Raw genomic sequence first — 12,312 nt, forward strand, 5'->3', positions numbered from 1 at the left:
TACCATCGTCTTTTCAATCCACTAGCCTACAGTAATGTATAATATTTTACTGGATTTTATTCAACTGATAAAATATTTTCTTTTATTCCGGAATTACGAGCGACTGTCCTGGACTAATGATATCGGATGATAAATTATTTGCCGCTTTAATTTTTTCAACACCACTCATAGGATCACTATAATATTGCTTTGCAATACGGAATAAGTTTTCATTTGCACTAACAGTATGTACTTTTACATTTTCTTTTTGCTTTTCATGTTGTTGAGGAGGACTATTTTCATTTTTCTTTGAAGAATCGTCCTTTTCTGTTTGTTTATGTGAAGAATCGGTTATTGGTTCTTTTTCACTTGATTTAGCTTCAGAATCCTTTTTTACCTCTTTTTCCGTTGCTTCAGATGAAGATTCTTTTTCTTTGTTTTCATCCGCTTTATCTTTTTCATCCTTATTACTAGCTGCTACTGCATTATTTCTTTGGACTTCAATTAAATTTTCATCTTTATCAACCGCAACTTCTTCATTATCTCCTGGATTCCAAAAGCCCCAAACATATATTAAAATCGCTAATGGAATACCGATTAGAATAACGGTTAAAGTGGTGAGTAATGGAGTTTCTTTCGATTTTTTCTTTTTACGTCGACGTTCTGAACGACTTAGTCTCGTATTTGAATCTTTTATCTCAATCGATTGGCGATGTTCTTCAATCTTTTTTCGATAATCATTTTTACTCATAATGCACCTCCATTTGCAATCATATCTAATTATGACGAAAATGAGGGAAAAAGTAAATGAGAGGAAATTTTTATTTTCAAAGATTTTTGTCGTAATTAAGATTATTTTACTACAATCAGTCAGTTCCTAACAAAATTTGTCGCAATCTCGTCTGCCAAGTGGTCGAATTTCTCTTTGTTTCTTTTGTTATTCTTGGAAGAAGAAAATGCTGATATTCTAAACCACAATGTTCACAGCAATGCTCTGGTTTACTATTTAATGTTTGGCCAAAGTAATGGACAAGTTGTTCTCGAATACATTGATTACTTTTTACAATGTTCAACATTTCTTCCACAGAACGATATTTGTCATTCATCATTTGTCGAAAAATAGACTTGACTTCATCCATCGAATAATGCTCCATCCAATAGTGCAACACGCGAAAAGACGTTTCAGAAATCAGTCCATCATGCATCATTTCTTTCGGGTTAACTTGCCTTCTTACATATTCATCGTACAACTCAATTTGATTTTCATTCGGCAAATCTTCCCCTGCAATATAGTGAGCTACATCTTCATCCCCTTCACAATACAACAAAATAGCAACTGCGTCTTTGCCGTCCCGACCAGCTCTTCCTACTTCCTGCATATAATCTGCAATGTTTGATGGAATTGAATCATGAATAATTTGACGTACATTTTCTTTATGTACGCCCATGCCAAAAGCATTCGTAGCAACAATCCATTCCAATGAGCCGTCTAAAAACTGCTGTTGAATAAATTGTCGGTCTACCGCATCTTTTCCCCCGTGATAGGAAGAAACAGAAAGCCCATGATTCAATAATTGTGTTGTGATATCATCCGTTCTTTTTCTCGAACGCGTATAAATAATGCCCGGCCCTTCTGTATGTAAAACATGTTCAATGAGCCATTCCATTTTTTCTTCCTTTGTGTGAAATATTTTTTTCCCATAACGAATGTTTGGACGGTCAACGGAATGTATGTATTCATAAGGGTCATCCATCTTTAAAACATGCCTTATATCTTCTAGCACTTTTTCTGTTGCAGTTGCAGTTAATGCTAAAATCGGAGGTCGCCTATCTTTAATTAAGCCTCCAATTTTCAAATAATCCGGTCGAAAATCAAATCCCCACTGGGAAATGCAGTGGGCTTCATCAACCACAATTAACGCCAATTCCATCTGATTCAGTCTGCTTTTAACCTGTTCCTGCATCAACATTTCCGGTGAACTAAAAATAAATCGATATTGTGGTAAAAATTGTAAAACTCGTTGTTTTTGTTCACGATTCAATAAAGAATTCAATGCTACTACCCGTTTTTCACCAAATTGTTTCATTCGATCAACTTGGTCTTGCATGAGGGATAGTAATGGAGAAATAATTAATATCGGTTTTTTAAATATGTATGCTGGAAGCTGGTAACATAAGGATTTCCCCATTCCAGTGGGAAGTAAAGCGATTGTATCTCTTCCATTCATTAATTGTTCAATGACTTCTTTTTGTCCTGGTCGAAATGAAGTGTATCCAAAATGGTTTTGTAACAGCTGTTCTAATTGCAAAATTTTTCACCTCTCGCCAGTGCAAGACGCAATTGAAAATAAGATAAATGCGGTAGCACTTCATGAAGAATTTTCAACTTTTTCGTATTGTAATCTTCTGTCGCTGTAAGTACGAGTTGTATATCTTCTTTTTTTATAAATTGTTCAATAGGAAACGTTGAATCATTGATTGCTAATTCAACTAAGTGGTCTTCAATTGTACTTTGTTTTAACTTCCGAATTTTGCAGATTTGTTCAATCGAATATCCTTTTTTAAAGAGCATCGCAGTATGATAAGCAGAACCCGTCAGCGGAATTTCTACGCGAATCTTATCAGCGATTTGAGATAGGTATGGGTATTGTTTCGTGTTCAATAGTATTTCATTCAACCATTGATGAAGACAAGCTACAAATATGATTTGAACATCTATTTCGGCCATTTGATATTCCATGCTAATTTGTTCCCAAGTAAATCCGGTTTCTTGATAGCCCGCTAATCGTTTTACAACAATTTCTTTTGCTTGTGTATTGATTTGTGCCCTTTCAAGACTTTGTAGAATTTCATCATATAAGCTATGGTTTAGAAGTCCCGATTTGTAATCATTGATTAAAAGGAAATGTCGCACCCAACGCTGAATTTCTTCATCTTTTTGAATAGGAGAAAATGCCATGACATTTTCTCTTGCATGCGATAAACTTTGTACTGTTAGTGAGAGTCTTGAAAAAAAGATCTGTTCGTTTCCTCTATATTGCCAACCATTCAAAGGAAGTGGCTCATAATGCTGAAGAAGTTCGTTTGCTTGTTTCGTTAATTGAAAACTATTTTCTGATATAACGATAAATTGATGTTCAACAAGTTTTTGAATCTCTTTATCATAAATTTGCCTTGTTAATGTTGGTAAAATACCAAAATATGAATGCAAGCGAAATATACCAACATCTTGAATCGTTTGGCCAGAGCGCTTCCCTTTCAGCAAATGATAAGGAGAAGAAATTGTGCGCTCATTTTCTACGGTTTTTAATATATCTAAGACTAAATACTGAAATAGCAAATCAGAACCTCCAATTTTACAGTCTTAATGTTGAAAAGTGTAATAAACAGTTTTAGAATAATAAAGAAGCTTTAACTTGGAAGCGCAATAGAAAAAAGGAGAGATTACTAAATGGCAAAATACACAATTGTAGATAAAGATACATGTATCGCTTGTGGTGCTTGTGGCGCAGCTGCCCCTGACATTTATGATTACGATGATGAAGGAATTGCCTTCGTTATTTTAGATGATAACACGGGTACCGCTGAAGTACCAGAAGATTTACTGGAAGATATGCAAGATGCCTTTGAAGGTTGCCCTACAGATTCTATTAAAGTGGCAGATGAACCTTTCGATGGCGACCCATTGAAATTTGAATAGAATATAAGAGTAGGTGCACCGATAATGGATGCACCTGATTTTTATTTCCCTTAGAATTTTACAATAATTTTTCCCCTACTACGCCTTTTGCTCCCGCATCTTCTTAAATAAATAAGAAGCTAACAACATGAAGCACCCTAGGCCAAAAATGGTATAATATGAAACCTCAAATGAAGGTCCAAATGGTTGAATCGCAAATCTTACATAAAAGCTCATCGCAAATAAAACAATCGTGATGAATCCAAATAAAATTGTCATTTTTTGTTTTGTTTTTGGTTCTTGAAAAGCTTCTTTTTTCAATAGATTCACTATTAAATAAATCAACATCAATAAACTACCGACTAGAAGAAGAGTTGAGATAACAAGATTTCCAGAATAAATTATTTGATTCTCTTTATTTAGTAAAGGAAATATTCCACGAACAATCAAATACCACCCGAATAACGTAAAAAGGATTTCAAAAGCGAATTCTAATTGGCGCTTCCAAGATTCTTTTGGTAAAGAGGCAATTATTTCATCCGCTAAATCTTTTGGATTTTTCCCGAAAACTTCAGATGCTGTTTTTCCTTCCTTCTGTGCTTCTAATAGATGTTCTAGCATTTCAAGTAAAACTTCCTCTGTAGCTCGCTCATTTCTCGATAAATTGGCGCGAATGTAAACAAGGAGATTTTCATAATATTGCTGATTTTCTCGTGTAAGCTGTTTTCTTTTTTCGTTATTTTGTCGTATTAACTCTTTCACTGAAACTTTCATTTATTATCACTCCCCAACAATTTTTCGATGGAAGAAGATAGGATTTTCCATTCTTCTCGAATATTATCAAGTACTTCTTTTCCTTTCACCGTAATAGAATAATATTTTCGATTTGGGCCTGAAACAGACGCCCTCATTTCCCCCACAATATATCCATTTTTTTGAAGCCGTAATAGCACTGGATAAATTGTACCTTCACTAATATCTAAGCCAACTTGTTCTAGCTTTTTTGATAATTCGTATCCATAGACCTCATCTTTTTCAATAATTGCTAATATACATCCATCGAGCACTCCCTTTAACAATTGACTCCGAATAGACAAAGACTTCACCACCTCAATTGTTGGAATGATACGCACCTATCTTGTAAAACAAAGTAGCTATACATAACTATATTGTATTACAAAATAGTAGTCAATAGTTTATATTGATTTTTATTAGAAATGCTGTTACACTTCTAGTAGTTGGTACTAATAACTGATGTTAAAGGGGTCAAGTACATGGATGTATTAAAATTAAAAGATAAAAATATCGTTGTGATGGGCGTTGCCAATGAAAGAAGCATCGCTTGGGGAGCAGCAAAGAAACTATTAGAAGTTGGAGCAAACGTGATTTTCACGTATCGAAAAGATCGTTCAAAAGCAAAACTAGAAAAAATTTTAGAAGACTATCAAGACCACAAAACAGCAATTATTCAATGTGACGTGAACAGCGACGAATCGATTCAAAATGCATTCAAACAAATTGGTGAACAATTCGGTGTCATCCACGGTATCGTACATTCTGTAGCCTTTGCTCATGCAGAAGATTTAAAAAATCGCTTTGTTGAAACTTCTCGAGAGGGCTATGCCTTTGCCCAAGATACAAGCGCATACTCATTAATTGCTGTTGCTAATGCAGCGCGTCCTTATATGACAGAAGGCGGCTCTATCGTTACAATGTCTTACTTGGGTGCGGAACGAGTTCTTGAAGGATATAATGTCATGGGTGTTGCGAAAGCAGCGCTTGAAGCAAGCGTTCGTTATTTAGCTGCGGATCTTGGCAAAGAAGGTATTCGCGTTAACGCCATTTCCGCTGGTGCAATTCGTACATTGGCTGCTAAAGGTGTTCCAAGCTTTAACGAAGCCCTTCACCGTTATGAAGAAGTATCTCCATTGAAACGCAATACAAATAAAGAAGAAGTTGGAGATATGACAGTCGTAATGCTTAGCGAATTATCCCGCGGCGTTACAGGAGAAACGATTTACGTTGACTCAGGTTATCATATTATGGGATAATCTTTCACTAGCTGTAGTACAAATCAATTGTTGGTTTGTGCTACTTTTTTTATTTTCTCACAATAAAAGGCCATTCTCTAAACGAATGACCTACTTACAACTATTTAAAAATTTTTCCCCAGAAAGGAGGCTTAAAATCGTAATCCACTCTTTTATTTACATAACCATAAAATTCTTTTAAACTATGCTTCTCTTTCGAATCCTTTTGCAATATCGATTTCCTCGTTAATTCAGCTATTCCCTGTTCAATTAAATGAACCAACCCCGCTCCGAACAATAATCAACACATTGCTATCAGCAAAATGACTCAGTATGGACTCCCCTGATTTCAACTGGATAATCATCATTTACGCCTTTTTTGTATTAATACTGTCTAGTCTTGTTTATGTTTTTTAGTAAGTATTCATGTATTTATCTGAAATTTTTCTAATAATATGTCTTTTGTGACAGGGCCGACAATTTTTTCGGTTATTTTACCTTCTTCATCTATAATGAAACTTGTAGGAATCGTAATGATTTTATATTCCGTCGAAACCGCACCGGTATCATCAAATAATATAGGAAACTTTATTTGATATTTGTCAGCAAATTTTTTTACGTCATCCATTGATAATTCTTGATCGGTAATGTTGATGGCCAATATTTCGATATTGTTCTTTTTTGCAAATTGTTCATAGAACTCATTTAAATGAGGCATTTCTTCTTTGCAAGGGGGGCACCAACTTGTCCAAAAGTTGATGAAAACTTTTTTCCCTTTCAAATCAGACAATTTAATTGTTTCATTTTGCATTGTTTTTAGTTGAAAATCGCTTGCCTCAACATCCATCACTTGATAAGCAGTTTCAATCATGTCATATTCAAATTCATGAATGTCAACATCGTGTGGATCCTCTAAGCCTAAATTTTCATAAAGAAAATCGATAAACTCGTCTTCTGTAAAAGACTCCTCTAGGCCTTTTTCATTCTTTATAAATTTCGAATAAATCGTCCAAGTGAATGCACAGAGAATAAGCAAGAGAAAGAAAATGGATACTTTCGATTTTTCCATAACACCTTCCTTATAACGGTTGTCATTTTACTATATGTATGCTGCTGTTTCAAAATCCAAACAGTCTTGCCAGGCATACAATTATAATCACAACCGGAACAACAAACGTCATCAATGCTCTATAAACGTGATAATACCCTTCCCCCATTTGGCTTCCTTGCAATAATTCCTTTTTTGCTAATTGTTTATCCATCACAAATACAATAAATATTGCAATTAATATATTTCCTAAAGGTAAAAGCACGTTGGAAACAAGATAATCCGTGGCATCAAAAATACTTTTATTAAAAATTGACACATTACTTAATACGTTGAAAGATAATGCAGATGGAATGGAAACAATAAAAACGATGATTCCTAAAATGACAGTTAATTTCGTGCGGCGAATATGTAATTTCTCAATTAACGCAGCAACGATAATCTCATACATGCTAAAAGATGAAGTGAGCGTTGCAAATAAAAATAATATCAAAAACATCGCCAAAAATACTTCACCGAAAGCCATTTGACTAAAAGCAGCAGGTAAAACCATAAACAATAATCCCGGTCCTTCAGTTGGCTCCATTCCAAATGTAAAGACAACTGGGAAAATTGCTAGTCCAGCAAGAAATGAAACCAAAATGGTTAACACAACAACCCATGTTGCCGATTGAGGTATGCTAACTTCCTTTTTTAAATAGGAACTATAAGTTACAAGGCACGAAAATCCTACCGCCAGTGCAAAAAAGGACTGTCCAAGAGCAAACAATAACGATTCCCCAGTAATATTTGAAAAATCTGGCCATAGGAAAAATTTTACCCCTTCCACTGCTCCATCTAAAGTTAAGCCGCGTACTACTAAAATAATAAATAGAATGAATAATAACGGCATCATAACTTTATTAGCTTTTTCAATTCCGTTTTGCACTCCTAATGCAATGACTAATACATTTGCTAAAGTAAATAGTGCAAGACCTAACAACGTAATCCATGGTGTCCCTATAACATAATTAAAAAAATCTCCTGGATTGGCATTCGGCTCAATGACTCCTCCAACCAATGAAACGCCACTGTATATAAATATCCATCCACCTACAACGCTGTAAAAGGATAGCATAATAAAGCAACCGATAACTCCTAACTTCCCAATCCAAGACCAGCGAAGATTATGGGGGGCTAATAATTTATATGCTGTTACTGCTTCTTTTTGAGTGCTACGACCAATAATATATTCCGATAATAGCATTGGCAATCCTATGAGAAGGGTGAAAATAACAACGATTAAGAAAAAAGCTCCCCCTCCGCTTTGACCTGTCACATAAGGCATTTTCCAAATAGCGCCGAGTCCAATGGCTGCCCCTGCCGAAGCTAATATAAATCCAATTTTACTCGTCCATTGCCCTTTATTTTGATCCATTGTAAAATTCCTTCCTTTATGACTTTAAACTAATAAACATGATGATTACATCATATCAATTTTTTAAAACAATATAAACTTTCTATAATATTGATCGAACAGAAATATAATGTAAGTAATCATACAATTCCTTCAAAAAGGTATTCGTAATTTACTCAAAATAAAAGAGGTTTGCACAAAACAGCAAACCCCTAATAATCTATGTTCTATTATTGTTTTTGCAATAAATATTGTGCTCTTTGATTTTCAATCCAATTTCTCATCGTTCTAAATAACATCAATACTAACACCATCAACAAAATACCTTTAATAATATTAAATGGCAAAATTCCTAGAACGATAGTTTCTTTTACATCAAATGTACCCATTCCTAAGAAATATGTGTACATTGGCAGGAAAGCAACATAGTTTAATACGCTCATGCCAATTGACATCGTAAATGTTCCAGCTATCAGTCCAAAGATTAACCCTTTTACTGAATTAGTTCTTTTATATACATAGTAAACTGGCATGATAAACAAGATCCCTGTTGCAAAGTTTGCCATATGTCCCACTGGCACCCCAGTAGGAGCACCCATAAATAGCCAATTCAAGATATTTTTAATGAATTCAACTAAAATTCCTGCAACAGGTCCCATCGTAATTGCCGCAATCAATGCAGGAACATCACTAAAATCAATCTCTAAAAATACCGGAAAATACGGCAATGGAAAATTTAAAAACATTAAAATAAATGAAATACTCGATAGCATTGCGATTGTTACAAAAGAACGCAATTTCATTTTGTTCATTAGCACTCTCTCCTCTTTGCTGATTCAACTCGCAAGAAGAAAGGCACATAGTCGACTTCGTTAAAAATTAAAATCCCTTATGCCAAACTAGCATAAGGGAGAAAACGGGTACACGAAAAGCTACACATGACAAAAAGAGAATAGGAAAATAGCGCGTTGGATTAATACAAAAATTTCCAACACAATAATTGCCACGTGTCTAGGTTACATAACGAAAAACGACCGTACCTTCATCTTCTCCCATCCAGACTATACTGTCGGCTTTGGAATCTCACCAAATCCTGCTCAAAAAGAGCTCGCGGGCTTAAGAACAACCGTTCTAATACCGCCGGTCGGGAATCTCACCCTGCCCCGAAGATGAATCATTTAATTTAGTAATATTATAGGAGTATTCCGAGTATTTGTAAAGGAATTAATATGAAGTATTAAAACAATCATTCTTTATTATTATATAATCATCAGCTCCTAGTCCAAGCCCAAGCAAACGATCCTCATCTTCTCCTCTTGCCGTTAAAAAAATAACAGGTATATTCGAATATTGGCGAATGGTCGATAAGAGAGAAAAACCATCGCCATCTGGCAACATCACATCTAAAATTGCTAGATCAGGCTTAATCAATTGAATAATTTGCTTTGCTTCTTCACAGTTTGTTGCTTGATAAATACGCTGAAACTGCAAAATGGGAGTTAATGATATTAACAATTTCTTCATTAAACTGTGTTTTTTTGCCAATTTTATCGGCCATTTGCGTTTCTCGTATATGTGATATGGAACATAAAGGGGATACGTGGAAACTGTTACTTACCCTTTCGATGAATCAAAAACAGATGTATTTCGCAAAATTCTTTTGTTCTTCAATCCTTTTATTATTTGTAAGCATTTGTCAATTTTTATTCATTTGGGCATTTGGTATGTATAAAGGTCTTGAAAATGTACCTTACGAATTACTATTCATTTTTTTATTGGGTACATCATTGACTTGTTTTACCATCATTCCATTGCAGCAATGGGCATCGATGACATTAAAAAATCAAGCTTTTTCCTTAACACTTGGAATGAGTGGAGCATTTCTTGGTTTAACGAGCAACTTTATCTCATCTAAATTCCAAACATTCATTATTTGGAGCTATTACATGCTCTTGAGTCCTATAAAGCAATTGTACCTCGATGAACAAGTGCACTTTACCATTCAAAATACCAATACTTTGATACCCTTATTTGCTATATTAATCGTCTATGGATAAATGCGATAAAAGAAAAAATGCGAAAAGCAATATCCTTGTCTTTTCGCATACTTTCTCACATATCAAATATAAAAAAGGTTGGATAAAATCTTAAAAATGATTTTCGAACCGGGGACGCTTTGCCTCGAAAGCGTAGCGACAGAGGCACTCACCCCGGCACTCCAATCAATTTTTAAATATATAAAAATATATTATCCCGGCATTTCTAATACTTCTTCTCAATCAATTTCAAAATACCCAAATGGAAAACTTTATCTATTTTCTAATACAGTATATGGCAACTCATTCGGTCCAACTGGAATTGGCAACGGTTTTGTAAAATCGAAACCTTCCCATTCTGTTTGTACAATGTTTTCAAATTGTACCGATTTATTAAATCCAGCTGCTGTTAATAACATCGCTTCAATCATTTGCATCGCTTCCACTTGATTATACTCAAATAAATCTAAGCGATTTTTAAATGTAATTATTACTACATCATGATTGACAGATACGGAATAATCAACATTGGGTAAAATCACTGATTTGTAAATATCATTTGTACTTACCTTTAACGCTTCCATTGCTTCTTCTACTGTTGAATAAGTTTCTCTAAAATTCGGTGCTAAAAACTCCGATCCATCATTTTGCACATATTTAAAGTAACTATGTTGCTTTGATTTTTCAGTTAATAGGGTATATTCTTCCCCAATATTCTCTAAAATTACCGGTTCGCTGTTTTCATCAACAATTTCCATTTCACTGTAATCAGAGAAGGTATCTGTTAAAGTAGCATAATAAGTTGCCGAATCTTCATCATATGGATGATTATTCGGTAATTTATGAATAACCTTTCCTTCACTTTCTGTTATTTCACCCACATATGGATGATATTCATTAAACCCTAGTAACTTTTCATTTAACTGCGGAGCATATTCATTGTATAACTCCACCTGTGTTGGATTGTCTTTCCCAAAATCTTCTACAATTTTTTCATTTGGGATTAAGATTGTTACTGGAATGCTTTCTGCTTCATCGCTTGCAAGACCAATCTTGAAAAGAGTGTTTCCTTCCAATTGTTCAGGATATACAGCAGTTTTAATATCAGCTTCCGATGTTGACATAGGTACAAAGTTTTCCTTTTCTTCCATGTCATTCGGAAGAGCAAAAGTTTCCATTTCCTGTTGATCTCCACTGGAATCATCTTGTTCACTATTTAATATTGCTTGTTCCTCCATTGAATTGTTCGTCAAAGATGGTATGAGAACAGCTGCTAATAACGCAGCACAAGCAGCAATCAACCATGGCATAATTTTCGTTTTCTTTTTAATAATTGGTGAATTTTTCGGAGGCTCTTCATCAAATACTCCATCTCTTTTTAATCGTTCAAATACTTCTTCTTTTGAACGGACATCATGAATTTTTGGAACATTTTTTAATAGCTCTTCAATTCGATCCTCATCCCAATGTTCATGATTCATTTTGACTCGCCTCCTTGTTTCGTGATAGTAATTCTCGCAATTGTTTAATTGCACGGTGTTGTGTTGTTTTGACTTTACCTTCTGTCCAATTTAAAATTGCTGCAGTTTCAGCAATCGATAATTCCTGAAAATAGCGCATAATTATCACCATTTGTTGATCACCTGTACATTTTTCCAGCGCCTCTAGTATTTGCCTTGTCTCATCATTTAATTCTATGAAAGATTCTGGTGATTTTGTTGGTGATACTAGTTGTTCTGTTTCCCAATCAAAGGCGGTAAAAGAATGGGCTGAGCGAACTGCATTTTTTCGAAAATAATCGATTGCCACATTTTTTGCGATAGCAAAAAGCCAAGTTTTTTCAGAACTTTTCCCTTGAAAACGTTCGTATGATTTTAAAACACGAACGTATACTTCATGAGACAAATCTTCCGCAACCGATCGATCTTTTACTAAATAGATTAAAAATTGGAATACATCTTGATGATATTGATCATACAGTCGATGGAATATGGATTCTTTCAAATCCATGCCACCTCCATCCTTATTAATTTTGTCGTTTCAAATCGTAAAATGTTTCATTTGGAGAGCTATTTTTCTTTTAAATGTTCTTCAACATTTATATAAAAAAAGAATTCGCTTCTACTCCAGGTAAAAGAGTACCA

13 protein-coding genes, 1 pseudogene and 1 riboswitch are annotated in these 12,312 nt (G+C 34.6%); of the genes and pseudogenes, 3 read left to right on the forward strand and 11 right to left on the reverse strand.

What is annotated here, in order from left to right; genetic code table 11:
• Nucleotides 1-82: 82 nt before the first annotated feature.
• The 3 genes from NST00_RS12335 to NST00_RS12345 all read right to left on the reverse strand — a co-directional run bounded on the left by NST00_RS12335 (nucleotide 83) and on the right by NST00_RS12345 (nucleotide 3,319).
• Complete coding sequence (locus NST00_RS12335) at nucleotides 83-730, reverse strand: LysM peptidoglycan-binding domain-containing protein (RefSeq protein ID WP_340710031.1); 648 nt, start codon at nucleotides 728-730, stop codon at nucleotides 83-85.
• Between the two features lie 115 nt (nucleotides 731-845).
• Complete coding sequence (locus tag NST00_RS12340) at nucleotides 846-2,288, reverse strand: RecQ family ATP-dependent DNA helicase (RefSeq protein ID WP_340710032.1); 1,443 nt, start codon at nucleotides 2,286-2,288, stop codon at nucleotides 846-848.
• The gene (locus NST00_RS12345; protein WP_096550787.1) at nucleotides 2,279-3,319 is read right to left on the reverse strand and encodes a helix-turn-helix domain-containing protein; all 1,041 of its coding nucleotides are present in this window, start codon (nucleotides 3,317-3,319) and stop codon (nucleotides 2,279-2,281) included. The genes NST00_RS12340 and NST00_RS12345 overlap by 10 nt, the downstream gene beginning before the upstream one ends.
• 111 nt (nucleotides 3,320-3,430) lie before the next feature.
• Here NST00_RS12345 and NST00_RS12350 point away from each other — a divergent pair, with 111 nt between their 5' ends.
• Nucleotides 3,431-3,679, forward strand: a complete 249-nt coding sequence (locus NST00_RS12350) for a ferredoxin (protein WP_016836934.1) — start codon at nucleotides 3,431-3,433, stop codon at nucleotides 3,677-3,679.
• 78 nt (nucleotides 3,680-3,757) lie between these two features.
• Here the strand turns inward: NST00_RS12350 and NST00_RS12355 are convergent, their stop codons facing one another.
• Together NST00_RS12355 and NST00_RS12360 are read right to left on the reverse strand one after the other, a co-directional pair.
• Nucleotides 3,758-4,432, reverse strand: a complete 675-nt coding sequence (locus tag NST00_RS12355; RefSeq protein WP_340710033.1) for a DUF1129 family protein — start codon at nucleotides 4,430-4,432, stop codon at nucleotides 3,758-3,760.
• A complete protein-coding gene (locus NST00_RS12360; protein WP_096550785.1) occupies nucleotides 4,429-4,755 on the reverse strand; it encodes a PadR family transcriptional regulator in 327 nt (108 codons plus the stop codon). Before NST00_RS12360 ends, NST00_RS12355 begins: the two co-directional genes overlap by 4 nt.
• Before the next feature lie 177 nt (nucleotides 4,756-4,932).
• Here NST00_RS12360 and fabI point away from each other — a divergent pair, with 177 nt between their 5' ends.
• The gene (gene fabI / locus NST00_RS12365; protein ID WP_016836931.1) at nucleotides 4,933-5,709 is read left to right on the forward strand and encodes an enoyl-ACP reductase FabI; all 777 of its coding nucleotides are present in this window, start codon (nucleotides 4,933-4,935) and stop codon (nucleotides 5,707-5,709) included.
• 403 nt (nucleotides 5,710-6,112) lie between these two features.
• Here the strand turns inward: fabI and NST00_RS12370 are convergent, their stop codons facing one another.
• The 4 genes and pseudogenes from NST00_RS12370 to NST00_RS12385 form a co-directional block, all read right to left on the reverse strand.
• Complete coding sequence (locus tag NST00_RS12370; RefSeq protein ID WP_340710034.1) at nucleotides 6,113-6,757, reverse strand: TlpA disulfide reductase family protein; 645 nt, start codon at nucleotides 6,755-6,757, stop codon at nucleotides 6,113-6,115.
• Between the two features lie 49 nt (nucleotides 6,758-6,806).
• The gene (locus NST00_RS12375; RefSeq protein ID WP_340710035.1) at nucleotides 6,807-8,153 is read right to left on the reverse strand and encodes a sodium-dependent transporter; all 1,347 of its coding nucleotides are present in this window, start codon (nucleotides 8,151-8,153) and stop codon (nucleotides 6,807-6,809) included.
• A 209-nt stretch (nucleotides 8,154-8,362) separates the two neighbouring features.
• Entirely contained in the window at nucleotides 8,363-8,944 is a 582-nt protein-coding gene (locus tag NST00_RS12380; RefSeq protein WP_168411758.1) for an ECF transporter S component, read from the reverse strand.
• Between the two features lie 228 nt (nucleotides 8,945-9,172).
• A riboswitch (FMN riboswitch) is annotated at nucleotides 9,173-9,307 on the reverse strand.
• An 85-nt stretch (nucleotides 9,308-9,392) separates the two neighbouring features.
• A pseudogene (locus NST00_RS12385) lies at nucleotides 9,393-9,617 on the reverse strand (response regulator); the annotation flags it as partial.
• Between the two features lie 17 nt (nucleotides 9,618-9,634).
• Here NST00_RS12385 and NST00_RS12390 point away from each other — a divergent pair.
• Nucleotides 9,635-10,189, forward strand: a complete 555-nt coding sequence (locus tag NST00_RS12390; protein ID WP_247595784.1) for an ABC transporter permease — start codon at nucleotides 9,635-9,637, stop codon at nucleotides 10,187-10,189.
• Nucleotides 10,190-10,440: 251 nt separating this feature from the next.
• On the opposite strand, the gene NST00_RS12395 is transcribed toward NST00_RS12390, so the two are convergent.
• Nucleotides 10,441-11,649: a hypothetical protein gene (locus NST00_RS12395; RefSeq protein ID WP_339288745.1), complete on the reverse strand. Its 1,209-nt coding sequence runs from the start codon at nucleotides 11,647-11,649 to the stop codon at nucleotides 10,441-10,443.
• Complete coding sequence (locus tag NST00_RS12400; protein ID WP_026018951.1) at nucleotides 11,639-12,172, reverse strand: RNA polymerase sigma factor SigX; 534 nt, start codon at nucleotides 12,170-12,172, stop codon at nucleotides 11,639-11,641. The genes NST00_RS12395 and NST00_RS12400 overlap by 11 nt, the downstream gene beginning before the upstream one ends.
• Nucleotides 12,173-12,312 lie beyond the last annotated feature (140 nt).

The organism is Ureibacillus sp. FSL K6-0165 (genome assembly GCF_038004285.1).
GTDB lineage: Bacteria > Bacillota > Bacilli > Bacillales_A > Planococcaceae > Ureibacillus > Ureibacillus thermosphaericus.

Coding starts and splice junctions, on each gene's coding strand:
- NST00_RS12335 (WP_340710031.1), bottom strand. CDS start 730: ATGAGTAAAAATGATTATCGAAAAAAGATTGAAGAACATCGCCAATCG.
- NST00_RS12375 (WP_340710035.1), bottom strand. CDS start 8,153: ATGGATCAAAATAAAGGGCAATGGACGAGTAAAATTGGATTTATATTA.
- NST00_RS12370 (WP_340710034.1), bottom strand. CDS start 6,757: ATGGAAAAATCGAAAGTATCCATTTTCTTTCTCTTGCTTATTCTCTGT.
- NST00_RS12350 (WP_016836934.1), top strand. CDS start 3,431: ATGGCAAAATACACAATTGTAGATAAAGATACATGTATCGCTTGTGGT.
- NST00_RS12395 (WP_339288745.1), bottom strand. CDS start 11,649: ATGAATCATGAACATTGGGATGAGGATCGAATTGAAGAGCTATTAAAA.
- NST00_RS12390 (WP_247595784.1), top strand. CDS start 9,635: ATGATATTAACAATTTCTTCATTAAACTGTGTTTTTTTGCCAATTTTA.
- fabI (WP_016836931.1), top strand. CDS start 4,933: ATGGATGTATTAAAATTAAAAGATAAAAATATCGTTGTGATGGGCGTT.
- NST00_RS12380 (WP_168411758.1), bottom strand. CDS start 8,944: ATGAACAAAATGAAATTGCGTTCTTTTGTAACAATCGCAATGCTATCG.
- NST00_RS12355 (WP_340710033.1), bottom strand. CDS start 4,432: ATGAAAGTTTCAGTGAAAGAGTTAATACGACAAAATAACGAAAAAAGA.